Raw genomic sequence first — 25,333 nt, forward strand, 5'->3', positions numbered from 1 at the left:
GCACTTCAGAGAGCTTTTCCATGGCATTTGTCACCACATCCGACGGGACGCGCCTTTTCTACAAAGACTGGGGTCCGAAAGATGCCCAACCCGTCATGTTTCACCACGGTTGGCCGCTGAGCGCCGACGATTGGGACAACCAGATGCTGTTCTTCCTGTCCCATGGCTACCGCGTCATAGCCCATGACCGCCGCGGACATGGGCGATCCGACCAGACCGACAGCGGCAATGACATGGACACCTATGCTGCCGATGTTGCCGAGATCACCTGGGCGCTGGGCCTGCATGACGTGATCCATGTCGGGCATTCGACCGGGGGCGGCGAGGTTGCGCGCTATGCGGCGCGGGCCGAGCGGGGCCGTGTCGCTGGCGCGGTGCTGATCGCTGCGATCCCGCCGGTGATGGTGCGGTCCGATGCGAATCCGGATGGCGTGCCGCCAGAGGTCTTCGACGGGTTGCGCGCTGCGCTGTCAGCCAACAGAGCGCAGTTCTTTCTCGATCTGCCAAGCGGCCCATTCTACGGCTTCAACCGGCATGGCGCGAAGGTCAGTCAGGGTCTGATCAACAATTGGTGGCGGCAGGGCATGTCCGGCGGCGCAAAGGCACATTTTGACTGCATCGCCGCATTCTCCGAGACCGATTTCAGCGAGGATATGGAAGCGATCACTGCACCGGTTCTGATCCTGCACGGCGAGGATGACCAGATCGTGCCGATTTCGAATTCGGCCCACAAGGCGATCTGGCTGGTCAGGGATGGCACGCTGAAGTCGTACACCGGCCTTTCACACGGGCTTTTTGCCACGCATCCGGATCTCATCAATGCCGATCTTCTTGCCTTCGCGCGCTCGGCCTGACGCGATGGGGTATCGCCAGTATGCTGCGTCCATCATGCGCGCAGATCACGCGGTGATCTCTGACGTCACAGTTCATCCCGGAAAGGGAACGCAATGCCCACTGTCTACTACGCCCCGGCTGGCTGCTCTCTGGTACCGCACATCGTGCAGGAATGGATCGGAGCACCCTACAAGGCGGTCAAGGTAAGGGTCGGCTCGAAAGAGCTTCTCGCCATGAATCCCGCCGGCACCGTTCCGACCTGTCGGGAAGACAGCGGCTGGCTATTGACTCGGGCCGGCGCGATCCTCGATGATCTAGGGCAAAAGCTATCGGAGGCCGGACTGTCCGGCGGTGATAGTATCCGCGCGAAATGCTGGTCTGCCTTTCTCACCTCGGACCTTTACGCCTCATTCTGGCTGATCTTCATGCCCAAACGCCACACAATCAACAAGAGCGATGCAGCCCGGAAGGCAACGGTCGGGGCCGGGGTCAAGCTGGCCTCTCAGCATCTCGGAATTCCGAACCGCCATCTCGGCGGACGATCGGTGATTGATGCCTATGCTTTCCCGATGATCCGTTGGGGGGCGAAAATTCTGCCAGGCGGGCTTCAGAACTTTTCCGATGCGCAGAGTCTGCGTGACAGGATCGCCGCAGGAGCCGCCGTCCAAAAGATCATTGCGCGGGAGGGCAGTGCGTGAGCGCAGGTGATGCCGGAGGAATGATGAGTGGACTTCACCACGTCACCGGCATCACCGCTGATGTGCAGGCCAATGTCGATTTCTATGTTGGCTTCCTTGGCCTCAAACTTGTCAAGCGGACGGCGGGCTATGCGGATTCCGAGCAATTGCACCTGATCTACGGCGATGGCTTGGGCAGCCCCGGATCCCTTCTGACCTTCCTCGTCTGGGAGGCCACAGGCCGCGGACGGACTGGCATCGGTCAGGTTCTGGAAATTGCACTAGCGGTTCCCCCGGCCTCCATCGAACGCTGGCTGAGCAAGGCGCTCGCGGCGGGTGTCCCGTTCGAGGGGCCATCGCGTGAATTCGGAGAGCCGGTTGTACGGCTCAGGGATCCAGATGGGCTGATCGTGAAACTGGTTGGCGTCGCCTTGTCGACCCCCGCTCCGCTTCTGGAGGGACCCATACGCTTGCGGGGCGTAACCGTCCTCACCGATAAGGCCAGAGAGACCGCAGAGTTCTTGACAGTATTCGGCTATAAGTACGCCCAACACACAGGCCTGACGCAACGCATGACGTCAGAGACAGATGTGGTCGATGTTCGGGACGCATCGGGCTTCGTACCCTCCGTCGCAGGGGCCGGCGTGCCCGATCACGTGGCCTTTCGGGCGAAGGATGCCGATGACATCCGAACCCTGCGGCAATCGCTCCTGGATCATGGGCCGACAGAAATTCATGACAGAAAGTACTTCCTGTCGCTCTATGTTCGCGATCCGGCTGGCATCCTGATGGAATACGCTACTGACGGGCCGGGCATGACCATTGACGAAGCACCGGATGCCCTTGGCCGGACCCTGTTCTTTCCGCCGCATGTGGCGGGCCACACCCAAGATATCGAGGCCATGCTGCCTCAATTCTCGATGCCGGGCCAAGAGCGGCTCCCCGTCCGAAAGCTCCCCTTCGTGCACCGCTTCAACCGGCCAGAAAGGCCCGACGGCACTACTCTGGTGCTGCTCCACGGTAGCGGAGGAAACGAGGCCGATCTGATGCCGATCGCGCGCCGCATCGCCCCGCAGGCGACGCTTCTGGGGGTGCGTGGCCGGGCCACCGAGGAACAGATCAATCGCTGGTTCCGCCGGTTCGACGCCACGACATTCGATCAGGCCGATATCCAAAGCGAAGCCGCAGCCTTCGCCGCTTTCGTCGAGGACGCGGTGATCAACTACGGGATCGATGTGACCCGGCTTTCCTTTCTCGGCTATTCCAACGGCGCGAACTTTCTGGCCGCCGTGATGCAGGTCTACCCGTCCGCTGTACGCCGTGCTGTTTTGCTACGCGCGGTTCAGGTCCTTGATCCGCTACCGGCGGAGGATCTCTCTGGAACGCTTGTGCTGATGGTCAATGGGCGGGACAGTTACGCTCCAGTGCTGGCCGATAATCTGAGGGCGCAGGGTGCGCGGGTCGACACCCGAACAGTACCCAGCGGCCATGAGCTGACCGCCGCAGACGTCGCCGAGGTGGCCGACTGGCTTGGACTGGGCTATGCGGGCCAATGACTGGTCAAGGCGAAAAAGCGGGGCTCCGGAACATCGCCCAAGACCATAGACTTCACTGCGGCCAATCTCCCCTGCGTCGGATGCATAGCCGCCATGCCCAACCGCGTTGCGGCTGGAAACGACATCTCAGCTCAGGGACATTTGTCGCGGTTCCGGTCGTTTTGATGGAACGGGTTTCGAAGATTACGGCCAAAATGCTCGGTCCATTCCGATATTTCCCGTCTGTGGGGATGCCGGGACCTGATTTCCGGTCGCTCTTGTGGTTGCCCACATGGGTGGGCATCTCTGCCCCTGTTGCAGACACCAAGGAGTCTCTCGCCATGACCTATATCCTTCGCGCCGCCACTCTGGCCGGATTTGTCGCCGCTTCTGCCGCCGCTGCTCAGGCCGAGGACGGCACTTTGACTGTCGGCATGTCCGGCGCCTATTTCCCCTTCACCTTTGTGCGCCAAGATGTCCTGCAGGGTTTTGAAGTTGATGTCATGAATGCGGTGGGCGAGGTGGCCGATCTCGACATCCAATTCGAAACCATGTCCTTTTCCGGGCTGGTGGGTGCGCTAGATGCGGGCCGTATTGACACCATTGCCAACCAAATCACCATCACGTCAGAACGAGAGGCGAAGTTCGCCTTTACCGAACCCTATGTGATCGACGGTGCCCAAGTGGTAACGCGCAAAGGCAATGACGCTATCGCCGGGGTCGACGATCTGCGCGGCAAGATAGTGGCCGTAAACCTCGGTTCGAACTTTGAACAGTTGCTGCGCGATCTGCCTTTTGCCGGTGAGGTCGAGATCAGGACCTACGACAGCAATATCGAGCAGGACACCGCACTTGGCCGCGTCGATGCCTTTGTGATGGACCGGGTGTCCTCGGCTCAGGTGATCAAGCAAAGCCCACTGCCGCTGCAACTGGCTGGCCAGCCGTTTTCGGAAATTCGCAACGCCCTGCCGTTCCGTGATGACGAAGACGGCCGCGCCCTGCGCTCCAAGGTCGATGCAGCACTTGTCGTTTTGCGCGAGAACGGCACCTTGACCGAGATCTCTGAGAAGTGGTTCGGGTCCGACATCACCACGCTTTTGGCGGAATAGTCCGTGCGGGGGCTCGACATCGGGTACATGGTCGGCTTGATGCCGGTGATCCTGAGCTATGTGCCGCTGACGCTGGCAATGGCATCAGTGGCCATGGTTTGCGCGCTGGTGTTGTCAGCCCTTCTGGCGGTTGAACGGGTTGTGCGTGTGCCGATTTTGGATTGGCTGGTGATTGTCTTTATCAGCTTCTTTCGCGGCACTCCGCTTCTGGTGCAGCTTTTTCTGTTCTACTACGGGCTGCCACAGGTACTGTCTGTTCTGACCAGGATCGACGGGGTCACGGCGGCGATCCTGGGTCTGATGCTGCACTTCGCGGCCTATATGGCAGAATCAATCCGCGCCGCAATCATCAGCGTCGACCGCAGCCAGTGGGAGGCGGGCCAGTCTATTGGGATGACCCAGTTGCAGTTGATGCAGCGCATTATTCTGCCGCAGGCCGCCCGTGTGGCGGCGCCAACGCTGGTCAATTACTTCATCGACATGCTCAAGGCGACCTCGCTCGCTTTTACCCTTGGTGTCACCGAGATGATGGGCGCCGCCCAGAAAGAAGCTGCCGGCAGCTTCCTTTACTTCGAGGCCTTTCTTGTCGTGGCGGTGATCTACTGGGGTATGGTCGAAGCGCTCAATCAGGGCCAGAAAGCTTTGGAGAGCTATCTCGATAAGGCTTACGCGCGATGACATCGACGACCGGAATCTCGATCAGGGGACTGACAAAGACATTCGGCGGAAAGCCGGTCCTTGACGGTATCGACCTCGACATTGCTGCAGGCGAGCGAGTGGTGATCATCGGTCCCTCGGGCACCGGAAAATCGACCCTGCTTCGCTGCCTCAACTACCTCGACCGGCCGGATGCTGGTCTGATCTCTATTGGCGATCTGACGGTGGATGCCGCCCATGCACGCAACTCTGAAATCCTTGGCCTGCGGCGGCGCACCGGGTTCGTGTTCCAGAACTACGCGCTTTTCGCCAACAAGACGGCGATTGAGAATATCATGGAGGCGCTGATAACAGTGCAGCGCTTGCCCAAGTCCGAGGCCGTTGCGCGCGCCAAAGCTGTGCTTGCCGAGACCGGTCTCGCCGACAAGGCCGACAGCTATCCAGCGGCGCTATCCGGCGGGCAGCAGCAGCGGGTCGGCATTGGCCGCGCGATGGCACTTGGAGCGGAGCTGATGCTGTTCGACGAACCGACTTCGGCTCTGGACCCGGAGTTGGTCGGAGAAGTGCTCGATCTGATGCGCCGGGTTGCGGAGCAGAGACAGACAATCCTGATCGTCACCCACGAGATGCAGTTTGCCCGCGAGATTGCCGATCGCATCCTCTTCATGCACGGTGGCAAGATCGTCGAGCAGGGCACACCGGCGCAGATCTTCGAAGCGCCACAGGATGTGCGGCTCCGGCGGTTTCTGGCCCGGATAGATGGTTGAAGCCAGTGCACGTTGTTCGAATTTGGTGTTCGTCGTTTCAAGGCTGAGTTCGTGAGGGGGAGCCTTAGAAGAAGGCCAGTCTGTGAGAACGCAAGCTGCTCCGGGGCTTCGCGTGACAGTGCGAACAGAGTGTCGCCCGGATAGAGGCCCTCGGAAACCGTGATCCGTAAATCGCCAAGGGCTTTGAGCCCACAAGGTCGATCCACGACGGTCAGGTCTTTGATGGGGACAACACGTCTTGCCATTCCGGATGGCGACCGATCATCGCCTTCGCGAACGGGCAGAGTGGGATGATGACCACCTGATCCTGCCGCGCGTCCTCGATCGCCTGTTGCAACAGCCTTGCTCCAACCTTGCGACCCCGCAAGGCGTCGGGGATTTCGGTGTGATCAATGATGATCTGGCTTGCGCTGACGCGGCTATAGCTCATCTCGGCCTCGACACCATCAACGACAAGCCGATAGCGCCCCTTTGACGGGCCGTCTTCCCGCTCGACCGTGCCATCCGTCGCCAAGGCGGCAATCGTCTGTGTGGCATTGGGCGCGCGCACGTGACGCGGGCGTCCATGGGCGCATTCCAGAAGGTCGCGGTCCCATCCGCCAAGGTTGGCCGCGGCCTCGTAGGTCGAGACCAAGAACGCCATCAACGTCTCTTCGGGATCTGGCGCGCTCTGTACCGCCTCGTAGGGCAGCATGAATTCCGACAGCCCCGCGTGCCAAAAGGCCGCGTCGGGACGCACCGGCGCGCTTCGGTACCCGGTGGGGGACGGATAGGCGTAGGCATAGAAGGCGGGGTAGTCGATGCCATTGCCGCCCGGCCAGAACCCGGCGGCGGACATTTCGCGGTCATAGGCTTCCTGCGCCACGTCGTCTGGCAGAAACGGGATCCCGGCGGGATGTAGCGGGGCGCGCCGCCCCGAAAAACGGGTCACGGCGAGATCCAGCGCGCCCCAGAACAGGTGGACCGGGCTGGACTTGCCGACAAAGGACGTTCGGAACCGGTGGAACACCCTGTCGATCGCCACCAATGCCTGATGGTAGCGCTGCACCGCGTCCCGGTCATAGGGCCGGTCGCGATGATCCTCGCTGAACGGCACGGGGTAGGGCACCTTGTTCGGGGTATCGTTGAAGCTCGGCGTGCCCCCAAGGTCGGTGATCAGCGTCTCGAACTCTGCACGAAATGCCGCGACCGTGGTCGGCCCGAGCGCGAAAGACGCCCGGTGGCCGTTGCCACAGCTTCCCACGACCATATGCACTCGAAAGTCGAACAGGAGCTCGATGCCCGGACCGTCGGGGATCAGAGAAGATGCCAGCCCCGTCGGCGTGACATAGAATGTCGCGTTCCAGGAATGGTTAAGCCACGGCGTATGCGCGAGCCGGTATTTACCTGCAATCTGCAAAAATAGGTGGAGGGCAGAGCAGGTCTCTCGCCACCCGAGGTAGTCGAGGTGAGGCCATTCGGTGCTCATCGCGTTTCTTCTCCCTTCACCCTGTGTCACGATGGACTCTGGTCATTCGATCCTCTGTCGATTGAAAGGCGGCTCGGCATTCCCGTCGGTAGCGCGTGTCGATAGCGTCTCTGTCGGCTCTGTTGTGAAGGCCTGCTTCGAGGGGCCCCCGATTTATTCATCTCATTCTTTCCGCGCTGGCTTGGTTCAGAATTGCGGGTCCATCGCATCAAGCGCCGCGCAGACACCCGCGCCGAAATCTGGATGAACCCAGTGGAACAGCCGGATCTGCCGCTCGGTGATGGCGGCAGGAACGCCACACATAGCCGTGGCGATATTGGCGTAGAGCCGGTCTTTCTGCTCTTGGTCGAAAAGCTGGAACAGCGCGCGCGGCTGGATGAAATCGTCGTTGCCGTCGCGATGGTCGAACCGGCCGACCGGACCCTGAAGGTCGATCGTTGGTTCGGCGAAGGACGCATCCTGCTGCGGACCGTCTAGGCTGTTCGGCTCGTAATAGGCGTCCGGATTGGCTGCGGCGTCGAAAAAGCGCATCGCCCCGTCCTTGTGATAATGATGCACTGGGCAGCGCGGTCTATTGACCGGCAGCGCCTCGTAGTGGGTGCCCAGCCGGTAGCGATGGGCGTCGGCATAGGCAAAGATCCTGCCCTGCAGCATCCGGTCCGGCGAGTGGCCGATGCCGCGCACGACGTTTGACGGGCTAAAGGCAAGCTGCTCGATCTCGGCAAAATAGTTGTCGGGATTGCGGTCAAGTTCGAGCACGCCGATCTTGATCGGGGGAAACTCCGCATGGGGCCAAACCTTGGTCAGATCGAACGGGTTAAACGCGAACGCCTCCGCTTCGTTCTGTGTCATGATCTGCAACTCTACAGTCCATTGCGGGAACTCCCCCGCCTCGATCGCGCCGAACAGCGCCTCTTGATAGCCTTCGCGAGTTCGCCCCACGACGTCTTGCGCTTCGCTGTTCGTGTAATGGCGATGACCCTGTCGGGTCTTGAAGTGGAACTTGACCCAGACCCGCGTGCCCTCGTTGTTCCAGAGGCTGTAGGTGTGACTGCCATAGCCGTTCATATGCATTGGGCTGACGGGCAGGCCGCGATCCGAGAACAGCATTGTCACCTGGTGCAGGCTCTCGGGTGAGAGCGACCAGAAGTCCCACATGGCGGTGGGTGATCGCAGGTTGGTGCGCGGGTGGCGTTTTTGCGTGTGGATAAAGTCTGGAAACTTGAGCGGATCGCGCACGAAGAAGACCGGCGTGTTGTTTCCGACGAGATCCCAGTTGCCTTCGTTGGTATAAAACTTGAGCGCAAAGCCACGCACATCCCGCTCATGGTCTGCAGCACCCGCTTCCCCGGCCACGGTTGAAAAGCGCGCGATCATTGGCGTCACGGTGCCGGGTTGCAGCACGTCTGCACAGGTCAGATGCGATATGTCGCCTGTGATCCTCAACGTCCCATACGCGCCCCAGCCCTTTGCATGGACAACACGTTCGGGAATTCGCTCGCGGTTCTGATGGGCCAGTTTCTCGATCAGCTGCCAGTCCTGAATCAGAACAGGGCCACGATCCCCGGCGGTGAGGCTGTTCTGATTGTCGGCGACGGGTGCGCCAGCAGTGGTTGTCAGACGTGATGTCGGGGAATCTTGGGTAGTCATGGTCAATCCTGTTCGTTGGAGCCATGCCGTTTTCCGGCTTGCTTTGTCCGCCCACACAAGATCGTGCTGGTTCGCAGAGGTTTGGGCGCAAAGCGTTGCAGTGAGACAGGTCTAGCGCGTGCCGTCCGCCCCCACGTTCCTGATCCTGCTACGACGATGCCGCTCTTGCGATTTGATGCGCACGGGCCGGTCACTCGGGTCTGCGTGCGGAAGGTCGCAGTTAGTCCACTGCGTCTACTTACCGGTATCTGTATCGGGCTTGCTCTGGACGGTTGAGTTTCTGCGAATGGCTTGAATTCCTGCTGTCGGTCAGTGGCCGTTACGCCAGAGGGGGTGGTGCCGCACCGACGTGATCACCCGGTCTTTTCCGACAAATCGACAGCGCATTTCATGGTACGTGTCAGGCCATAGTCCGACCAAGCCGCGCCCGGCCACGAAAGCGAAGCAGCCGAAGATGGCGGAAACGACGCGCTGACATTGCTGCAATGGCACCGCTCTTGCGGATAGATTTGCCGTCCTCCACGAACTGACGCCCGTCAATTGCCTGACCAAAGCACCTGATTTGGTCGCCGCAATCAATTCCTCCCTAACAGCTGTTGCAACCGGACTTGATGGTGGCTTTCGCAAGAAATCCTTGTCCGTTATCGGGATTTTTTCCTGATTTATATATGACTATCAAATACATAATATTTGGTAAGAAGAGCAGATTGAACTCAGGTTTGCGTCGCGATGCCCAAGACGTTTTTCGCTTGATGCAACCTGTTCCTGCTTGTTGGTGGCGCAACAAACTCCTGACCATGGGGAACACTCAGGGCGAACCGCCGCCGCGTCATCGGTCTTCGTTTGTTGCGATCAACGTCAGATTCGACTAATATTCTCAAGGTCAACGTAGATAGTGAAACATCGGTACCAACGCTGCCGAACAGACATGTTTGTTTTGAAGTTCGGCTTGTCTCCCTGATGGGAGATGCAACGATGACACTGCCTGCATATTCGTCCTCCCCATCGCGAAGGTCGACAGGCGTCTTAATCAACGGGCGCGAAAACCCTTTGGCGCGCGTGTGGCTCTAGAGGGACGACAATGACCTTTCATGCGCATTCTTCATTCGCCCAGTGGCACAGCGAGGGCCAACATGCGTCCTATGTGCGGGCCAGAAAATCATCCGGTGGGGTCTTGGATCTTCTGGAAGTGGCACGCCCGGCCGGAGACATGTCTCGCCCGGCCTTGCCGGACATCGTCCTAATGGAGGACATGCTTGGCTGTAGTCGTGTCAGGGGAAACTTGGGAGGAGGCCGCTTTGATGTGAGAACCGGTAAAGGCACTCTCGCCTTGGCCGCGCCTGACTTTGCGACCACAGTGATCAATGACGAAAGCCATCGGCTTCGTAGCTTGGTGTTTCCCTTGGCGCAGTGGCAGGACGTGCTCGACGAGGCCGCCGACGGTCGGTTCTCGTTAGACACCTCCTTTACCTACGGCCTAGTGTTGGACTCGCCGTCCATCCGGTCGGCGCTGCGGAACCTTTGGGCACTCTGCGAGGACGAAGGGGCACCGTCGCGGCTGCTTGCGCGGGCCGCGGGCTGCGAGATCCTCGCCGAACTCTGCCGCTTGGGCGGAACGCCGTTTGCTCCGGCAAGGGGCGGCCTTGCGCCGTGGGCAGAACGTCGTTGCCTCGAGCTGATGCATGAGCGGTTCTCGGAAGACATCAGTCTGGATAATCTGGCGGCCGAGGCGCGGCTCTCACCCTACCATTTCGCCCGCATGTTCAAACAGAGCGTCGGGGTGCCGCCACGGGTCTACATGACGCGGCTGAGAGTGGAGAAGGCGTGCGAACTGCTCGAACACACGGACCTGCCGGTCACGCAGATCGCGCTTGAGGTTGGCTATTCGTCCAACCAGGTCCTCGCCAGAGTTTTCGTCAAGCTAATGCGCGTGAGCCCGTCCGATTATCGCAGGGCCGTTCGTGACCCGGTGCGCTCCTACACGCTGCGGTGATGCTTGCCGGTGTAAGCCGGGACGCAGGCACGTATGTCCCAGACCCAACGAAAAGGGACGTTCACGCATGTTCCGTTCAGGGTTGATGCGTGTCTTGCCCAGGGTCGAACATCATCAGGCCGGCGGTGCCAAGAGTTGTGGCATCTTGCTCTCTAGAACCTCCCGGTGTTCCGCCAGCTTCCCGCCCTCGACGCGGAAGATGTCGACGCCTATCTGAGGCGCTTTGGCCCAGCCACGGGTCAGCCCGTGCATGGCGACGTGGTCTTATGTGGCGGTCAGCGCAGACCAGATCATAATCGCCCCGAAGGCGAGGAAGATGATCCCGGTCAGCATGCGTCCACGCTTTGCATGTTCGGGCTTGCTCAGGAGCCGCACCGCCTGTCGCGCTCCGATCGCGTAGCCCCCGAGAATGACGAATTTCACGACCACGAATGTTGAAACCAAAAGGGCCAAGACAGCCGTTCCGCTGCCAGCCGGAAGAAACTGGGGAAACAGCGCGGCGAAAAAGAGTACGGCCTTGGGATTGCTGATGCCAACGCCGAAGGAGTTGATCCAAAGCGCCAATCCACTTTGTTCGCGGATGGTCTTTTGTGCCGACGGATGTGGTTGCGGGGGCGCGGCGCGTAGAAAGGTCAAACCGAGCCAGATGATGTAAAAGGCTCCGGCAAGGCGCAGTGTTAGAAAGGCGGCAGGATAGGTTTGGAGCAGCGCCCCCAATCCGACGACGGACAGCGTGGCCAGCAGCGCGATTGCGACTAGATCGCCGCTAAGTGCGCCCAGTGCGCGCCGCCAGCCGTGGGCGACGGCGTTGTTCACGATGAACAACGTAGAGGGGCCAGGCGTCGCGGTCTGGACGGCGCTGACAATCACGAATGTAAGGTAGGCAGAAAGGTCCATATCACTCACCGAGCAAAGGGTTGATGTAGGATTGGGCGCAGTAGGCTCAGCGCCTTCGGGTTCAAAGATGGTGCGGACAGGCAGGCCCGCGCGGTCAATCGCTGGAGATCCGCAGGGCTTTGCACAATGCCTGGCGTGCAAGGGCCTGTGCCGGTCGAAACGGGGGGCACCGAACAAGTGCCCGGTTGGTAAAGGAACGAATGCACGGTTGGAATGCGCCCGTGCTCCGTATTGGCGACATCGGTGCCGGTCAGGCGCCGTGACATGGCGCAGGACGCCGGGCGCATGGCAGCTTAGGGCGACCGGCTTGTTTGCCCCGAGACAGCTTTCGATCAGCGCACGCGCGTTCGCCTGTTTGGCCGTGTTCGTAACGAGCCTGTTGGCCTCTCTATCCGCCTTGAACCGCCGCGTCTGGCCGGTCTGGACGTTGGGCGGCTGCCCGCCCTATTGAGAGGCCAAGGCGATCTCGGCACCTGTGTCCTTGAACGCGTAAGAGGGAGCGGCCAGGCGCTTCGTCATCCCCGCCGAGGTTAGGCGGCGACGCTTGGAACCTCTGTGTTGAGCAGCTGCTGTTCCCACAGATAGGCGATGGCGCTGCCGCCAAGATGGTCCCTTAGGGCGTCGTTAAGAGCGATTGCAGTCTCGGCCCGGGCCCAGTCGCGCTGCCATTCCGATGCCAGTGCCAGCCAAGTCATCATGTTGATGCCGCCCGCGATCATCCGCTGAATAGCGACCTCATGAGCCTCGACCGACGTGCCACCAGACGCGTCGGTGATGACGGTCACGTCCCAGCCTTCGCCCGCCGCTTGGAGTGCGGGCATTGCCACGCAGATCTCTGTCCAGAGACCGGCGATAACCAACTGCTTGCGGCCGGTCGCCTTGACCGCTTCCACGACCTTCGGATCTTCCCAGGTGTTGATTGTCGTGCGGTCGATCACCTCTTGGTTGGGGAACACTTCGCTGACATGGGGGAAGAGGTCGCCACCCCGGGCGGCGATGACGGTTGTCAGGATTGTGGGCACGCCGAATACCTTTGCGCATTTGGCCAGTGCGGTGGTGTTGTTCACCACCATGTGCGGGTCGTGGCTATTCAGGTTCGCGAGTTGATAGGGCTGATGGTCGATCAGAACGAGGACCGAATCCTCGGGTCGAAGAAGCGAGTCGAGGCCGTTGCGGAAGGTCATGATATCATCCTTTGCGTATGAGAAAGAGGTGAGTCCTTATGACAAAAACTAGAGAAGATGCCTAAGGAGCGCGGCGCGGGAACTGCCGCGACAGTGCCGATCTTGCTGTGATGTCGCTTTTGCCAAGCGCGCTTCCCTTGCTGAACGCAAACTGCAAAAGGCTTGTGCACCGCAACTTTGCGGTTGGTCGGGATGCCGGACAATGCCGATATCTGTCGGCTGTCGAGGGCCGAACGGGTCCGTCAGAACCGGCCACCGTTGATCCGGATGAAGATTTGGATGACCTCGCACGCGCCCCATAGCGGTCGTCCGGCGTGGCCTGCCCTGAGGGCGAGACCATAGTCGCGGTGGCCAGATGCGTCCGCAGAAGGGCGCTCGACCGAAACAGCCCCAGTCTCGCGGCTCTGTTTCTTCGGCACAGATCAGAAAGGCAGCAAGATCGGCACCTTCGCGACAGCTTCGGCGCTGCAGGGCATAAGGGCGCTGGCTAGAGTTTACCCATTGCCGTTCCGCGAGCCACGAACTCCTGCGCCATCTTCAACTCGATGTGATTTCGCTGGTCGTTGGTCTTGTGATCGGCGTGACCAGTGGCGCTTTGTTGGTCCCTTCAACGCGCCTGCGCTTGATGTCTGTCCGTTCACGCTTCACGGCGCGACGACCAGTGGCAGCATTGTGTTCCAACTCACAAAGGAGATACGACCGTGCCCAATACCCTGAAAACCCTGACCGCCGCAGCCTTGGCCGGCAGTGTTGCCTTCGGCGTCAATGCCAACCCCGTCCCTAACATCGTCCTTGTCCACGGCGCTTTCGCCGATGGATCCGGGTGGCGCGGGGTCTACGATGAGCTGACCGCGCGTGGCTATGATGTGAGCATCGTGCAAAACCCGCTGACCTCTTTCGCCGACGATGTCTCGGCAACCCAGCGTGTGCTGAACAGGCAGGACGGCGCGGTCATTCTCGTCGGCCACTCCTATGGCGGCAGCGTGATCACCGAGGCCGGCACCGATCCGAAGGTTGTCGGCCTCGTCTATGTCGCCGCATTCGCGCCCGAGGTCGGCCAATCCACGCTTGATCAGTACTCCGAGATCCCGCCGCCTCCGAATTTTGTGCCCGAAGAGCAGCCGGACGGCTTTGCCTACCTGAATGCCGACCACTTCCATGCCGGCTTTGCAGGTGACACCGATGAGGCCGAGGCGGCGTTTCTGCGTGATGCTCAGGTGCCAATCGCGATGGCCGCACTTGCAGCGCCGGTGACTGTCGCTGCCTGGAAGACCAAGCCCAGCTGGTTTGTCGTCGCCACCGAGGACGGTGCCATCGCGCCAGATCTCCTTCGCAGCACTGCCCGTCGGATCGGCGCCGAGACGACTGAGGTGCGCGGCAGCCATGTCGTGTTCCTGACGCAGCCGAAGGCGGTTGCCGACGTGATCGATGCGGCAGCCAAGGGGGCGGCAGAGGCCGTCCAAGGCACGGATGCCGGGGCCGCCGCTGCTTCGACGGAGTGAGATGGAAAGACGCTATGAGTCTCAATGCGTGACCTCGGTTCGGGGTGCAAAGATCATGCACTGCCCAATGCGAAAATCTGAATTTGGGATGCTCGAAGTTAAAAGGGTGGCGCAATAGGCTGACGAATAATCTCAAGTGCGGGACGCGAAAGAAGAGCTATGTCTGGGCCGGGTCAGATAGCAGCCTGCGCAGAGTGGACATATCGTGCGTTGTGGTCGCGTGTCCGGCACCGGGGTTTATCGCCATTCGACAATCAGCTTGCGAGCCTGCATGGACCGCTTCGCCCTCTCGCACGCGGGTAAGCGGGACATGCAGGTCGCGGGTGTGGCAGCCAAAGTAGTTAGGCAATTCGGCCAGATCGGCCGCGTAGTCAAAGCGTTTTGGCGTATGACCGTTGAGGCTACCAAAGGGGTCGCCCGTCGCATCACCAGTGCCGACAAGGCCGCCCGACAGGCCACCCACGGCCTTCAGTTGCCGCCCGCCCGCTTAGGGTGCGAACAATGCAGCACCGGCCGGAACAAGGGCCGCGCCGCAGTCGAAGGTTTCGTTGGTCTCGGTCCCCGACTGTGCAGGAGCACGAGGGCTAGCTAGGCCCGTGCCGGTGGATGCGGCCAGCACTGTGTGGATCGTCCGTCATATATGCCCGGACAGTGGCGGGAGAATGTGCTCGATGCGCGCGCGGTCCGGTTCGTAACGCTTAGGGAGCATCAGGTTGCGGCCCAGTGCCTCCTCCGGCTCGTCGATGGCAAAGCCCGGCGGGTCCGTGGCGATCTCGAAGAGCACGCCGCCCGGTTCGCGAAAGTAGATCGCCGTGAAGTACTGGCGGTCGATGATCGGCGTCACGTCGAGCCTCGCGGCACGCAAGCGTTCCTGCCAGTTGCGCTGCTCTTCGGTGTTGCGGGCGCGGAAGGCGACGTGGTGGATGGTGCCCGCGCCCTGTCGGGCGGTCGTTGTGGCATCGTCGCGCACGAGATCAATGACGCTGCCCATTTCTCCGCCCGGCGCGCGCAGGCGCAGGCGCGACAGGCCGGGGCCGGTCTCCTCGCCAAGCTCCTCGTAGCCCATGATCCCGGTCAGGAGCCGCGCGGTCGGCTCTGGATCGGCAAGGCGTAGCGTGACCGAATGGAAGCCGCCGGGCGCCATGTCGGCGGTCTCGGCGATTTCGATGGACAGCCGGTCGGGGTCGGCGAGCGTGATCACCCTGGCACCAAACCGCTCCTCCGGCCCGTCAAAGTTGACATCGCCCTGCGCCAAAAGGTCCACCCATGCGTCAAGGCCCGCTGCATCAGAGGCGTAGGCCACGGCAGAGGCCATGCCGTTGCCCGCCTGTCCGGGTCCGGAACCGACGAAGGGAAAGAAGGTCATGATAGTCCCCGGCGTTCCGGCGCGGTCCCCGTAGTAAAGATGATACGTGCCGGGATCGTCAAAGTTGACCGTCTTCTTCACCAACCGCTGGCCAAGCGTGCCGGTATAGAAATCGAGATTGGTCTGCGGGGCAGAGCAGATGGCGGTGACGTGGTGCAGCCCCGGGATTGCGGTCATGCCTGGTGATCCTCACGGCCCGTGGCGCGTTGCTGGGGACTGTTCGTCTCGGGCAGCGGGATGAATTCCGCCTCGTCGCCGGGCACGGTGTCGAAGCGACCGCGCCGCCATTCCTCTTTAGCCTGCTCAATGCGTTCGGGGCGCGAAGAGACGAAGTTCCACCAGATGTAACGCGGGCCCTCCATTGGCTCGCCGCCAAAAAGCATCAGGCGTGCGTCGCGCTCGGCCGTGATCACCGCCTCGGCGCGCGGAGCGAGGATCAGCAAGGTCCCAGGCTCGTGGGTCTTTCCATCGACAGCGATCGGGCCGGTCAGGATGTAAAGTGCGCGCTCGTCATGCGTGGCCTCCACGCGATAGGTCCCGCCCGCCGCCAGAGCGATGTCGGCATAGAGCGTCTCAGAAGCCGTCGCGAGTGGCGAGCGCACGCCGTGGAGCGCGCCTGCAATCAGGCGGAGAGTCAGCGCGCCGTCCTCGATGGTCGGCAGGGCCGGCTCACCATGATGGATAAAGGCCGGATCGGATTCTTCCTCCGCAGCCGGTAGCGCCATCCAGGTCTGCAACCCAAATAGCCGCTGCCCGGTGCGCTTGAGCTCGGGCGCGGTCCGCTCGGAGTGGACGATCCCGCGGCCCGCGCGCATCCAGTTCACGGCACCGGGACGGATCGCCTGTTCGGTTCCGAGACTGTCACGGTGCAGGATCTCACCCTCCAAGAGATAGGTTACCGTCGCGAGGTTGATGTGCGGATGCGGCCGTACATCAATGCCCTGATCGGTTAGGAACTCGGCTGGTCCCATCTGGTCGAAGAAGATGAAGGGCCCGACCATCTGACGCGCGGTCGAGGGTAGGGCCCTGCGCACAGTCATCTCGCCGAGATCGACAGCGCGCGGAACGATGACTGTCTCAATGGCATCGACGCTTTCGGCGTCACCGAGGGTTGGGTCGGGGCAAGGGCTCCAGCTCATGTTTTGGTCTCCTGTTTAGGTGTCTTCGGGCTGGCGACCGGCTGTGGTCACCAGAGAGTATATCTTGGGCGCGGCACTTGATGCAAAAGTTCCAAGCCCAAGCCTGCGCGCGCCGAAATCGTGCATCCAGCTTCCGAGAGTAGAAACGGCCGTCGCAAGCCCAAGGATCGCCAAAGCCCTGCACCCGTAGGGGGCGAAGGCCAAGGACACTGGCATCGAAACTGCGGTGGTCTCGCTCATTGCGCTACCTCGGTCTGGCCGATCTCCGAGAGGACCATTACGGCCATGCCGGGCCGCAGCAGCGCATCGGGGTTTGGAAACCGCGCCCACACGGTTACGGTGCCAGTCTCTGCGTCGACCTCGGGGCTTGCTGCATGGGGGCTCGCCTCTCCGGGATAGATCCTGTCGCCGGGGAGCCGCAATTTTACTCGGACGGTTTCCAGCAACTCGGCAACCGTCCTGGACCCGGTCGCTTCGAGGGAGGCGAGCCGTTCAGCATAGGGTGCTTGGTAGGCGACGACCGCCGGGTCAAGCGTGATGATCGTCGCCAGTGGCGGGGCAACCTCCGCCTCGAGGAAGGTGCCGACGGCAACGGCCGGCGGCGAGATGAGGCCAGTGATCGGGGCGCGTATGATCGCACGTTCGAGATCGAGCGCCGCCCGCCGCCGCTCGGCCTCTGCCAGCGCAACCGCGGCCTCGGCCATCGCCCTTTCGGTGCGGGCGGGACCCACAGTGGCATCCGCAGCGACCCCGCGGTCAAGCATCTCTTCCTGACGGGCGGTTCGCCGGGCCGCCCCGTCGAGGCGTGCCTGCGCCTCGGCAAGCCGCGCCTCGGTCATCTCCAGTGCGAGTGCCACATCGGTCGGATCAAGACGGATCAGCGGCTGCCCCGCTTTGACGTGATCACCACCCTCGAAGAGGATTTCAGCTACTACGCCGTTCAGGCGGCTGGACAGGACCGCACGGTCGGAGGCTTCGATCCGTCCTTCAAAGACAAGTTGTTCGGCGACGGCCATATGCGCGGTCGTCACTGCGAACAGAAGGGCAAGACAGCGCGTCATCCCTCCGTCTCCTGACGCTCGGACGTTGCGAAATGTTTCGCGTGCAGGCAATGGGCGGCGGCCCCTGCGGCTGTCGTCCGGTCCCTAAGCCATGAAACCGCCGTCTCGCCCAGCAGTATTCCGAGCGGGCCAAGGAGCGCGATGATTGGCGGCGCGGGCGAGCGTGTGCCAAAAAGTGCGTAGAGCCCCCCGACGGCGAGCCCGAACGCAAACGACACAGCATAGGGTTTCCAATCCATCCTGCCTCCCCTCACACCGCAAAACACGAACAGCCGAGCGCGCCCCAGAAGGACTTTACATCTTTCACGGGAATGGGGTTCGTCCAGGCAATCCCGTGGTCATGGCCGTGCAGCGAGCAGGCGCTGGCACAGCCATCGTGGCATGCGCGGTCAATACGCGTCTCGGTGGCACCGGTCGCCTGCCGTGCGCCCGGACTTGGGACCGCGCCGACTGGGCTCCAGCCCGGCGAGGCGGGCGGCAGCGGCGGTGCAAGATCGGAGAACGGGCCCTCGCCATGCACGATACGGCCGCCGACCATGGTCAGGACGGCGTTTATCTGCCGGATCTCGTCAGGCGGCACGCTCAGGTAATCTGCCGAGAGCACTGCGAGATCGGCATACATGCCGGGCGCCAACGTGCCTTTTTCATTCGCCTCGCCCGAGAACCATGCCGACCCATGCGTCCAGAGCCGCAGCGCCTCCTCGCGCGTCAGCAGGTTGTCCTCGCTGTAAAGCGGCATGCCGCCCAGCGTCTTGCCGGTGGTCATCCAGTAGAGGCTGACCCACGGGTCGTAAGAAGCCACGCGTGTTGCATCGGTGCCAGCACCGACCGGGGTGCCCATGTCGATCATCCGCCGGATTGGCGGTGTCGCCTGCGCCGCCTCCGCGCCGTAGCGGTCTACAAAATACTCCCCCTGGAACGCCATTCGATGCTGCGTAGCGATGCCGCCGCCAAGCGCCGTGATCCGCTCGATGTTGCGCGGCGTAATCGTCTCTGCGTGGTCGATGATGAACCGCGTCTCGAACGGCTGGCGCTGGTTCACACGCTCGAAGACGGTTAGGAACCGGTCGATCGTTTCGTCATAGGTTGCATGGATGCGGAACGGCCATTTGTTCACCGCCAGCAACTCGACGATCGGCTCCAGTTCGCTTTCCATTGTGGGGACGAGATCGGGACGGGGTTCGAGGAAGTTTTCGAAATCCGCTGCCGACCAAGTCAGGTTCTCACCCGCTCCGTTCATCCGTAGCATGTTCGATCCCGCACCGGGTTCGGTCATTGCTACCCAGTTCTCATAGTCCGAAAGCTCTGCACCCGCAGTTTGTGCAAAAAGATTGAACGCGATTCGAACCGTTAGTTGATCCGCGTCGTGCAGCTGCTGGATGACGGCGTAATCATCCGGATAATTCTGCCCGCCGCCACCGGCGTCGATCACCGATGTGAGACCGAGGCGGTTCATCTCGCGCATGTAATGGCGGGTAGAGTTGATCTGCTCCTCGAGGGGCAGCTTTGGCCCCATCGCGAGGGTGGAATAGAGGATGAGCGCCGAGGGCTTGGCGATAAGAAGGCCCGTGGGGTTGCCTTGGGCGTCCCGCTGGATCTCGCCACCCGGCGGATTCGGCGTCTCCTTCCCGAAACCCAGCACCGCGATGGCCGCCCGGTTGATCAACGCCTGACCGTAGAGGTGCAGGATGAAAACGGGTGTGTCGGGCGCGGCGGTGTTGATCTCGTCAAGCGTCGGCATGCGCCGCTCGGCGAACTGGAACTCGGACCAGCCGCCGCCGACGCGGACCCATTGCGGGGCAGGGGTGCGGTCCGCCTGTTCCTTCAGCATCCGCAGCGCGTCAGCGAGTGAGGGAACGTTCTCCCACCTGAGTTCCATATTGTAGTTGAGCCCGCCACGGATCAGGTGCGTGTGGCTGTCGTTGAGGCCGGGAATCACGCGACGGCCGCCCGCGTCGATCACATGCGTGTCCGAGTCTGCCAGCCACATGATCTCGTTCTCTCTTCCCGTTGCCAAGATGAGACCATCCCGGATCGCGACGGCGTCGGCGTCTGGCGTCGCGGGATCAAGCGTCGTCACACGCGCGTTTCTGATGATCGTGTCGGCCATGCCGTCCTCCGTGTTGGATTGTGCCTGCGCAGTGTCGGGTGCAAAAAGCCCAAGCGCGCCAAGCGCGGCACCTGATTTCGTGACCCACCGGCGGGTGACCGGCGCGGCGGTTTTGATCGGGTGTTGTCGCGTCTCGTGCATGTCAAACGTCCCAGCCGCACTGTTCACCCCAGCCTGAAAGTAAGGGCGGGCCTGCGGGGCGATGCAGGCCCGCTCGATGCGTCGGCAGGGAATGGGGCGGCTGCGGGGCAGAGCAGCCGCCGGACCCGGCGCATCGAGATCGCTATTCGGTGGCGGCGGCCGATCCGGCGGCTACGGGTGCCAGACGCTCTCCATGCTCGACCCGCTCAGGCGCCTTGTGAACCATGGTGTAGGCGTAATCGACGCCCATGCCATAAGCGCCAGAATGCTCCCGCACGAGGCTCATGACGGCATCATAGGTCTCACGGTGCGCCCAATCGCGCTGCCATTCCAGCATCACCTGCTGCCAGGTCACCGGCACAACCCCGGCCTGGATCATGCGCTGCATAGAGTAGTCATGCGCCTCCTGCGAGGTCCCGCCGGAGGCGTCAGCGACCATGAATATCTCGTAGCCGCCCTCGGCCATTGCGCTGAAGGCGAAAGAGTTGTTGCAGACTTCGGTCCAGAGCCCAGAGACAATGACCTTCTTCTGGCCGTTCTTGGCGAGCGCATTGCGCACCTTCTGGTCGTCCCAGGAGTTCATAGAGGTGCGCTCGAGCAGCGGATGATCGGGGAAGACTGCCAGCAGTTCCGGATACGTGTGACCAGAGAAGCTTTCGGTCTCGACCGTGGTGATCGTGGTCGGGATGTCGAACACCTTGGCCGCCTTGGCGAGGGCCACAACATTGTTTTTCAGAACCTGCCGGTCGATCGACTGAACGCCAAAGGCCATTTGTGGCTGGTGGTCGATAAAGATGATCTGGCAGTTGTCCGGGGTTAGTAGTTCAGGCTTGGTCATGTGCTCTCTCCTTGGGTGATTTCATGTGTTCTTGGGTGTTTTCGCTTGCCTCAAGGTGCCGCGATTGATCGGGCATCAACCCGGAATGCGCGCCATCACCGTGATCTCGACATCAAAACCGGCGAGCCAGCAGACGCCGAACGCTGCCAAAGCGTGTGGCGTTTGGTGGGAAAGTGGCATCGCGTTTCGACATGGCACAGTTCCTTTGTTTGGCACGATAAGCGTTGCCTGCACGGACAATCGCAGCAGGGCGGGCCATGGGTGTTTCAGCCCGTGATGAAAGCCAGCAGGTCGGCGTTCAGCACGTCGGCGTTCACCGTCAGCATGCCGTGCGAGAACCCCGGATAGGTCTTGAGCGTGCCATTGGGCAGCAGTTTGACCGCCTTTTCGGCCGAGGCTGCAATTGGAACCACCTGATCATCCTCGCCATGCAGGACGAGCGTCGGCACGGTCATCGCCTTCAGGTCCTCTGTCTGATCGGTCTCCGAGAAGGCCTTGATGCCGTCGTAATGCGCCTTGGCGCTGCCCATCATGCCCTGCCGCCACCAGTTCTGAATGACGCCCTCGTGGACCGTCGCACCCTCGCGGTTAAACCCGTAAAACGGACCGGCGGGCACGTCGCGGAAGAATTGCGCGCGATTTCCGGCGAGAGCCGCGCGGAAACCGTCGAAAACCTCCATCGGCGTGCCCTCGGGGTTCGCGTCGGTCTGCAGCATCAGCGGCGGGATGGCGGCGACGAGAACGGCCTTGGCCACCCGGCCAGCCGGTCCACCGTGCCGCGCCACGTAGCGCGCGACCTCACCGCCGCCGGTGGAATGGCCGATGTGGACCGCGTTGCGCAGGTCCAGCGCCTCGGCCAGGGCAAAGGCATCTGCGGCGTAGTGGTCGATGTCGTGGCCGCTGTCGACCTGCTCCGAACGGCCATGTCCGCGCCGGTCATGTGCCACCACCCGGTAGCCCTTTGAGAGAAAGAACAGCATCTGCGCGTCCCAGTCGTCGGAGGTCAGCGGCCAACCGTGATGAAAGACGATCGGCTGAGCGTCCCGCGGGCCCCAGTCCTTGTAGAAAATGCGATTGCCGTCGGGGGTAGTGATCTCTGCCATGTCAAAATCTCCTTGTGTTTGATCCTGGGCAAAACTTGGAAGGGACAGCGCACTTGCCGTGGCAAAAGCACCAGCAGAGGCGAGAGCCGTGCGCCGCGTCAGTGTCGTGTGGGGCAGATCATTGATGCGCATTGCTGATCCCTTTCTTTGTCAGGCGTCATCGGTGTTCGGCATGCAGTACATCGGGAATTTCGAAGACATCTTAGGCGGCCTCCGCCTCGTCGGCGTTGCGTGTTCTGCTGTGCATGTGCCGAATTTGCGCATTGTTGCATCCCGCTGTTTGCACGATGCGAGTCCGGTTTTGTCCGGCATCCGCATCGGCGCAACGCGGAAGAAGGTATGTGTCGACGTACGGGAATTCTGGACCTCGGAAGCCGTCTCGATCCGACGACAGCGACCCTCAATGATCTCACATGCCCGGCGATACTCTCGAACGCCGTTTCATCATTTTTGACGATAGAGAACAGAGGATTGCACGGCGCCTAAATCGACATGCGGTCACGACATCTGGAGTAACAATGACCCAAGCACGGACAACGCCTCATGCCTAACAAACTCCCCCAGTCGACGAACCCATCCGGCGTCGCAAGTTCTTTTTCCCGACGTTTCAGTCAGGCTTTCGCGGCCGTCAGCCGATCAAAGCGTGATGACTCCTGATGGTCGATCCGGCACATCGACTTTGCAAGGATCTGTGCGCGATAGCTGCACGAAGACGCGGTGCGCAAGGTCGCGGAATGACGTGGGCCGCTGCCCGGTCATCCGCTCAACGCCCGGGGTCATACAGTCTTAAGCGCCCGCCGAGATTTTTGCGCCCAGACCCGTGAGCGTCTTGGCGTAGTCAGGCGGAAGGCCCTGCGCCACGAAGCGCGCTGCCAGAGCGGCAGGATCAAGAGAAATCTGGCGCACCGGCCTGCCAATGACATCGGTGATGAGGACCCGCTCGACCACCATCATGCTGTCCCTTCATACGCAGCGGCGGCAGCCTCGGTGCCGCCCAAGGCTGTCAGCACGACAAGCGGGTTCCAATAGTCGCGGTAGTGCGCAATGCGCCCTTCCCGCACAGTGACCACCGAAATGTACTTTTGATTATAAGGAGCACCTGTATTCACGCCCGTACCGCTGCAGGAAAACTCGAAGACCACCGTATCGCCAGCAGCATGTACGCTGCCGAGCTCCATCGGCCCGAAGATGAGCAACGGGCCGAGCTTTTCAAGATGCGCCGCAAGGGCAGCCTTGCCGTCCAGCCGCTTTGGCAGCCCGTCAGGCGCATAGGGGAACTCAAAGATCACGTCATCTGTGAAAAGACCGAGCAAGCTGTCCGCAGGGGCGAGCCGGTCACCTAATGCTGCGCGCAGCAGGTCAGAGAAACTATCGAACTTGTCAGCCATGATGGAACCTCATATGGATGGAACGGTAACGTATCGACCACATAGGAGTACTTTCGTTGGAACGCAACCGTTCCGTCGTTAAATCCCGACGAAAACCTTCCGGGGCTGCCGTGCAACGTGCCGATCTGACCGACGCGCTCTATCGCGCTTTCTTCGAGGAATGGGCGGAACGCGGCTTTGCCGCCATAAGCCTAGAAAGGGTTGCCGCTAGAGCGGGGGCCGGCAAAGCCGCGATCTACCGTCGCTTTTCGTCGCACCACGAATTTGCAGTCGCGGCAGTGTCAACGATTGGGTTGACGATCGCCATGCCCGACGACCATGGAAGCCTGGAGGCCGATGTACTTGCCTTTATGATCCGCCTGAGAGTGGTCCTTCGCCATCCCATGATCCGACGCATCCTACCGGATCTTCATGCCGAGGCCGCACGGTCCGCGCCGATGCGAGATCTGAACACTCAGGTTGCCAAAGCGCGCCGGGAGCAGGCACAGGTCGTTCTCGATCGCGCGATTGCGCGGGGCGAGTTGGACCAGGCCGTCGATCGTGATCTGGCCCTCGATCTGCTTCCCGCACCGCTCTACTGGCGCATGGTGGTTTTGGGGATCACCCCGACGCGCGACCAACTTGCGACCGAAGCAGTCGCAATTGTCGCGGCACTAAGGGCGTCCTCTCCCCGGTGCTAACTCTCTTGTTCACGACAATCCTACCGAAGGCTCTATAGCCGTTTCGGGCTGGAGAGATTGAAATCCATTGGTGGTGAGTAGTCACATATAGTCCGGAGATCTGCGTCGGCTCCCCTCAGGCGGAAGAGCCGACGACTTCCGGATTAAAACGGGTGAGAATGTGCCAGCGTGATCGTGGTTACTTCCGATAGAGAACCATGCCCGCATGATGCAGCACATCGGGTTCAACGAATTCACCGTCGGCGGTAAAGCCGCTGTCGTCCCAGTATTCGATATATGTGCCGTTGATCTCATAGCGGCCTTCGTAGGCGCGTTCTCGTTCGCCGCGGGCCTCGACGTAGCGGCCATTCGGCAGCAGTTCGTGCCGGATGCGGTTGTCGGCGGTGACCCACATCCCGACATAGGGGTGCGGGGTTTCACTCCGGGCGAATTCGGCACCGATGGCCAGAAGGACGGCGGTGAGCATGGCTGATTTCTCCATGGTTGACCTCAATTTGCGGATGCTGTGGGGCGGATGGTGATCTCGGTTGTGTCCACGGTCGCCGGGGCGTTGATCAACTGGCTTACGGCGCGTGCGATATCAACCGTTTTCAGCGCAATGGCGCGGTAATCCCCGATGAGCGCCTGCGTCTCTTCGTGGGTGATGGTGGAGGCGAGTTCGCTCTCTACCACGCCGGGGTTCACGCAGGTGACACGGATGGCGCTACTTTCCTGACGCAGCCCGTCCGATATCGCCCGAACCGCAAATTTTGTGCCGCAATAGACGGCCGCCGTCGGTACGGCCTGCAACGCGCCGATAGAGCCGATGTTGATGATCTGGCCTTCGCCTTGCCGTTCCATGACCGGAAGAACGGCCCCAATCCCCCACAAAACGCCCTTGATGTTCACGTCCACCATCCGCTCCCATTCGTCGAATTTGACGGCGGACATGGGCGACAGGGGCATCACGCCAGCGTTGTTCACTAGCACGTCGATGCGGCCCCACAGGTTGAGCGCCGTTTGCGCAAATTCCTGCATGGAGCGAAGCTCGGTGACATCAAGCGACCAAGTCGCGACCTCGGCCCCATGGCCACGCAGGTCCTGTGCGATGGCGTCCAGCCGATCCGTGCGGCGCGCGCCCATCAAGATTTTCGCGCCCTGCGCTGCAAGCGTGCGCGCGATGCCTTCGCCGATGCCGCTGGAGGCGCCGGTAATCAAGATGACCTTGTCCATGATTTTCTCCTTATCTGCCTGT

Annotated in this window: 26 protein-coding genes; 9 read left to right on the forward strand and 17 right to left on the reverse strand. The window is 61.5% G+C overall.

Translation table 11 applies throughout. The features are described 5' to 3' along the window. Positions 1-20 precede the first annotated feature (20 nt). The 6 genes from ACLGGT_RS12590 to ACLGGT_RS12615 all read left to right on the forward strand — a co-directional run bounded on the left by ACLGGT_RS12590 (position 21) and on the right by ACLGGT_RS12615 (position 5,579). Entirely contained in the window at positions 21-854 is an 834-nt protein-coding gene (locus ACLGGT_RS12590; RefSeq protein WP_437196346.1) for an alpha/beta fold hydrolase, read from the forward strand. 93 nt (positions 855-947) lie between these two features. Continuing rightward, positions 948-1,532, forward strand: a complete 585-nt coding sequence (locus tag ACLGGT_RS12595) for a glutathione S-transferase family protein (RefSeq protein WP_437196348.1) — start codon at positions 948-950, stop codon at positions 1,530-1,532. Positions 1,533-1,552: 20 nt separating this feature from the next. Continuing rightward, on the forward strand, positions 1,553-3,067 hold the full coding sequence (locus ACLGGT_RS12600; RefSeq protein ID WP_437196349.1) for a VOC family protein: 1,515 nt from the start codon (positions 1,553-1,555) through the stop codon (positions 3,065-3,067). 320 nt (positions 3,068-3,387) lie between these two features. Beyond that, the gene (locus tag ACLGGT_RS12605; protein WP_437196350.1) at positions 3,388-4,155 is read left to right on the forward strand and encodes an amino acid ABC transporter substrate-binding protein; all 768 of its coding nucleotides are present in this window, start codon (positions 3,388-3,390) and stop codon (positions 4,153-4,155) included. A 3-nt stretch (positions 4,156-4,158) separates the two neighbouring features. Further along, on the forward strand, positions 4,159-4,833 hold the full coding sequence (locus tag ACLGGT_RS12610; RefSeq protein WP_437196352.1) for an amino acid ABC transporter permease: 675 nt from the start codon (positions 4,159-4,161) through the stop codon (positions 4,831-4,833). Beyond that, positions 4,830-5,579: an amino acid ABC transporter ATP-binding protein gene (locus ACLGGT_RS12615; RefSeq protein WP_437196353.1), complete on the forward strand. Its 750-nt coding sequence runs from the start codon at positions 4,830-4,832 to the stop codon at positions 5,577-5,579. The genes ACLGGT_RS12610 and ACLGGT_RS12615 overlap by 4 nt, the downstream gene beginning before the upstream one ends. A 211-nt stretch (positions 5,580-5,790) precedes the next feature. On the opposite strand, the gene ACLGGT_RS12620 is transcribed toward ACLGGT_RS12615, so the two are convergent. Both ACLGGT_RS12620 and ACLGGT_RS12625 read right to left on the reverse strand, forming a co-directional pair. Then, positions 5,791-7,047, reverse strand: a complete 1,257-nt coding sequence (locus ACLGGT_RS12620) for a DUF5996 family protein (protein WP_437196355.1) — start codon at positions 7,045-7,047, stop codon at positions 5,791-5,793. Positions 7,048-7,233: 186 nt separating this feature from the next. Beyond that, positions 7,234-8,697, reverse strand: coding sequence for a catalase (locus ACLGGT_RS12625; protein WP_437197416.1), 1,464 nt, complete (start codon positions 8,695-8,697; stop codon positions 7,234-7,236). A 1,081-nt stretch (positions 8,698-9,778) separates the two neighbouring features. Between ACLGGT_RS12625 and ACLGGT_RS12630 the strand changes: the two genes are divergently transcribed. Beyond that, positions 9,779-10,690: a helix-turn-helix domain-containing protein gene (locus tag ACLGGT_RS12630; RefSeq protein WP_008279992.1), complete on the forward strand. Its 912-nt coding sequence runs from the start codon at positions 9,779-9,781 to the stop codon at positions 10,688-10,690. A 264-nt stretch (positions 10,691-10,954) separates the two neighbouring features. Here ACLGGT_RS12630 and ACLGGT_RS12635 read toward each other — a convergent pair whose 3' ends face one another. Together ACLGGT_RS12635 and ACLGGT_RS12640 are read right to left on the reverse strand one after the other, a co-directional pair. After that, positions 10,955-11,587, reverse strand: coding sequence for a LysE family translocator (locus ACLGGT_RS12635; protein WP_437196357.1), 633 nt, complete (start codon positions 11,585-11,587; stop codon positions 10,955-10,957). A 530-nt stretch (positions 11,588-12,117) separates the two neighbouring features. After that, positions 12,118-12,771 carry a hydrolase gene (locus ACLGGT_RS12640; protein ID WP_081507983.1) on the reverse strand — a complete coding sequence of 218 codons (654 nt, stop codon included), beginning with the start codon at positions 12,769-12,771 and terminating at the stop codon, positions 12,118-12,120. Positions 12,772-13,472: 701 nt separating this feature from the next. On the opposite strand from ACLGGT_RS12640, the gene ACLGGT_RS12645 reads away from it, so the two are divergent. Further along, the gene (locus ACLGGT_RS12645; protein ID WP_437196359.1) at positions 13,473-14,273 is read left to right on the forward strand and encodes an alpha/beta hydrolase; all 801 of its coding nucleotides are present in this window, start codon (positions 13,473-13,475) and stop codon (positions 14,271-14,273) included. Between the two features lie 157 nt (positions 14,274-14,430). On the opposite strand, the gene ACLGGT_RS12650 is transcribed toward ACLGGT_RS12645, so the two are convergent. From ACLGGT_RS12650 to ACLGGT_RS12700, 11 genes are all read right to left on the reverse strand, one after another. Next, positions 14,431-14,736 (reverse strand): hypothetical protein, encoded by a 306-nt coding sequence (locus tag ACLGGT_RS12650; protein ID WP_437196361.1) that lies wholly within the window; start codon positions 14,734-14,736, stop codon positions 14,431-14,433. Positions 14,737-14,907: 171 nt separating this feature from the next. Further along, positions 14,908-15,816 carry a ring-cleaving dioxygenase gene (locus tag ACLGGT_RS12655; RefSeq protein ID WP_437196363.1) on the reverse strand — a complete coding sequence of 303 codons (909 nt, stop codon included), beginning with the start codon at positions 15,814-15,816 and terminating at the stop codon, positions 14,908-14,910. Beyond that, on the reverse strand, positions 15,813-16,778 hold the full coding sequence (locus ACLGGT_RS12660) for a pirin family protein (RefSeq protein WP_437196364.1): 966 nt from the start codon (positions 16,776-16,778) through the stop codon (positions 15,813-15,815). Before ACLGGT_RS12660 ends, ACLGGT_RS12655 begins: the two co-directional genes overlap by 4 nt. A 15-nt stretch (positions 16,779-16,793) precedes the next feature. Then, positions 16,794-17,018 (reverse strand): hypothetical protein, encoded by a 225-nt coding sequence (locus ACLGGT_RS12665; protein WP_422002277.1) that lies wholly within the window; start codon positions 17,016-17,018, stop codon positions 16,794-16,796. Next, on the reverse strand, positions 17,015-17,839 hold the full coding sequence (locus ACLGGT_RS12670) for an efflux RND transporter periplasmic adaptor subunit (RefSeq protein WP_081507989.1): 825 nt from the start codon (positions 17,837-17,839) through the stop codon (positions 17,015-17,017). Before ACLGGT_RS12670 ends, ACLGGT_RS12665 begins: the two co-directional genes overlap by 4 nt. Continuing rightward, the gene (locus ACLGGT_RS12675; protein WP_437196366.1) at positions 17,836-18,078 is read right to left on the reverse strand and encodes a XapX domain-containing protein; all 243 of its coding nucleotides are present in this window, start codon (positions 18,076-18,078) and stop codon (positions 17,836-17,838) included. The genes ACLGGT_RS12670 and ACLGGT_RS12675 overlap by 4 nt, the downstream gene beginning before the upstream one ends. An 11-nt stretch (positions 18,079-18,089) precedes the next feature. Beyond that, positions 18,090-20,090 carry an amidohydrolase gene (locus tag ACLGGT_RS12680; protein WP_437196367.1) on the reverse strand — a complete coding sequence of 667 codons (2,001 nt, stop codon included), beginning with the start codon at positions 20,088-20,090 and terminating at the stop codon, positions 18,090-18,092. Positions 20,091-20,232: 142 nt separating this feature from the next. Further along, a complete protein-coding gene (locus ACLGGT_RS12685) occupies positions 20,233-20,928 on the reverse strand; it encodes a hydrolase (protein WP_437196369.1) in 696 nt (231 codons plus the stop codon). A 266-nt stretch (positions 20,929-21,194) separates the two neighbouring features. Next, a complete protein-coding gene (locus ACLGGT_RS12690) occupies positions 21,195-22,163 on the reverse strand; it encodes an alpha/beta fold hydrolase (RefSeq protein WP_437196370.1) in 969 nt (322 codons plus the stop codon). A gap of 654 nt (positions 22,164-22,817) precedes the next feature. Then, a complete protein-coding gene (locus tag ACLGGT_RS12695; RefSeq protein WP_437196371.1) occupies positions 22,818-22,985 on the reverse strand; it encodes a hypothetical protein in 168 nt (55 codons plus the stop codon). Next, positions 22,982-23,419, reverse strand: coding sequence for a nuclear transport factor 2 family protein (locus ACLGGT_RS12700; RefSeq protein WP_151978668.1), 438 nt, complete (start codon positions 23,417-23,419; stop codon positions 22,982-22,984). Before ACLGGT_RS12700 ends, ACLGGT_RS12695 begins: the two co-directional genes overlap by 4 nt. A gap of 56 nt (positions 23,420-23,475) precedes the next feature. On the opposite strand from ACLGGT_RS12700, the gene ACLGGT_RS12705 reads away from it, so the two are divergent. After that, positions 23,476-24,099: a TetR-like C-terminal domain-containing protein gene (locus ACLGGT_RS12705; protein WP_437196373.1), complete on the forward strand. Its 624-nt coding sequence runs from the start codon at positions 23,476-23,478 to the stop codon at positions 24,097-24,099. Positions 24,100-24,277: 178 nt separating this feature from the next. On the opposite strand, the gene ACLGGT_RS12710 is transcribed toward ACLGGT_RS12705, so the two are convergent. Beyond that, the gene (locus ACLGGT_RS12710) at positions 24,278-24,565 is read right to left on the reverse strand and encodes an Atu4866 domain-containing protein (protein ID WP_199861257.1); all 288 of its coding nucleotides are present in this window, start codon (positions 24,563-24,565) and stop codon (positions 24,278-24,280) included. Positions 24,566-24,588: 23 nt separating this feature from the next. Next, positions 24,589-25,311 (reverse strand): SDR family oxidoreductase, encoded by a 723-nt coding sequence (locus tag ACLGGT_RS12715; RefSeq protein WP_437196374.1) that lies wholly within the window; start codon positions 25,309-25,311, stop codon positions 24,589-24,591. Positions 25,312-25,333: the final 22 nt, after the last annotated feature.

This window comes from Roseovarius sp. MS2, assembly GCF_051447875.1.
In the GTDB taxonomy this organism is placed as follows: domain Bacteria; phylum Pseudomonadota; class Alphaproteobacteria; order Rhodobacterales; family Rhodobacteraceae; genus Roseovarius; species Roseovarius mucosus_A.

What these genes read in the sequence shown, in the direction of transcription:
- ACLGGT_RS12590 (WP_437196346.1), top strand. Translation starts at nt 21, where the DNA reads ATGGCATTTGTCACCACATCCGACGGGACGCGCCTTTTCTACAAAGAC.
- ACLGGT_RS12595 (WP_437196348.1), top strand. Translation starts at nt 948, where the DNA reads ATGCCCACTGTCTACTACGCCCCGGCTGGCTGCTCTCTGGTACCGCAC.
- ACLGGT_RS12600 (WP_437196349.1), top strand. Translation starts at nt 1,553, where the DNA reads ATGATGAGTGGACTTCACCACGTCACCGGCATCACCGCTGATGTGCAG.
- ACLGGT_RS12605 (WP_437196350.1), top strand. Translation starts at nt 3,388, where the DNA reads ATGACCTATATCCTTCGCGCCGCCACTCTGGCCGGATTTGTCGCCGCT.
- ACLGGT_RS12615 (WP_437196353.1), top strand. Translation starts at nt 4,830, where the DNA reads ATGACATCGACGACCGGAATCTCGATCAGGGGACTGACAAAGACATTC.
- ACLGGT_RS12620 (WP_437196355.1), bottom strand. Translation starts at nt 7,047, where the DNA reads ATGAGCACCGAATGGCCTCACCTCGACTACCTCGGGTGGCGAGAGACC.
- ACLGGT_RS12625 (WP_437197416.1), bottom strand. Translation starts at nt 8,697, where the DNA reads ATGACTACCCAAGATTCCCCGACATCACGTCTGACAACCACTGCTGGC.
- ACLGGT_RS12630 (WP_008279992.1), top strand. Translation starts at nt 9,779, where the DNA reads ATGACCTTTCATGCGCATTCTTCATTCGCCCAGTGGCACAGCGAGGGC.
- ACLGGT_RS12635 (WP_437196357.1), bottom strand. Translation starts at nt 11,587, where the DNA reads ATGGACCTTTCTGCCTACCTTACATTCGTGATTGTCAGCGCCGTCCAG.
- ACLGGT_RS12640 (WP_081507983.1), bottom strand. Translation starts at nt 12,771, where the DNA reads ATGACCTTCCGCAACGGCCTCGACTCGCTTCTTCGACCCGAGGATTCG.
- ACLGGT_RS12655 (WP_437196363.1), bottom strand. Translation starts at nt 15,816, where the DNA reads ATGACCGCAATCCCGGGGCTGCACCACGTCACCGCCATCTGCTCTGCC.
- ACLGGT_RS12660 (WP_437196364.1), bottom strand. Translation starts at nt 16,778, where the DNA reads ATGAGCTGGAGCCCTTGCCCCGACCCAACCCTCGGTGACGCCGAAAGC.
- ACLGGT_RS12665 (WP_422002277.1), bottom strand. Translation starts at nt 17,018, where the DNA reads ATGAGCGAGACCACCGCAGTTTCGATGCCAGTGTCCTTGGCCTTCGCC.
- ACLGGT_RS12670 (WP_081507989.1), bottom strand. Translation starts at nt 17,839, where the DNA reads ATGACGCGCTGTCTTGCCCTTCTGTTCGCAGTGACGACCGCGCATATG.
- ACLGGT_RS12675 (WP_437196366.1), bottom strand. Translation starts at nt 18,078, where the DNA reads ATGGATTGGAAACCCTATGCTGTGTCGTTTGCGTTCGGGCTCGCCGTC.
- ACLGGT_RS12680 (WP_437196367.1), bottom strand. Translation starts at nt 20,090, where the DNA reads ATGCACGAGACGCGACAACACCCGATCAAAACCGCCGCGCCGGTCACC.
- ACLGGT_RS12685 (WP_437196369.1), bottom strand. Translation starts at nt 20,928, where the DNA reads ATGACCAAGCCTGAACTACTAACCCCGGACAACTGCCAGATCATCTTT.
- ACLGGT_RS12690 (WP_437196370.1), bottom strand. Translation starts at nt 22,163, where the DNA reads ATGCGCATCAATGATCTGCCCCACACGACACTGACGCGGCGCACGGCT.
- ACLGGT_RS12695 (WP_437196371.1), bottom strand. Translation starts at nt 22,985, where the DNA reads ATGATGGTGGTCGAGCGGGTCCTCATCACCGATGTCATTGGCAGGCCG.
- ACLGGT_RS12700 (WP_151978668.1), bottom strand. Translation starts at nt 23,419, where the DNA reads ATGGCTGACAAGTTCGATAGTTTCTCTGACCTGCTGCGCGCAGCATTA.
- ACLGGT_RS12710 (WP_199861257.1), bottom strand. Translation starts at nt 24,565, where the DNA reads ATGCTCACCGCCGTCCTTCTGGCCATCGGTGCCGAATTCGCCCGGAGT.
- ACLGGT_RS12715 (WP_437196374.1), bottom strand. Translation starts at nt 25,311, where the DNA reads ATGGACAAGGTCATCTTGATTACCGGCGCCTCCAGCGGCATCGGCGAA.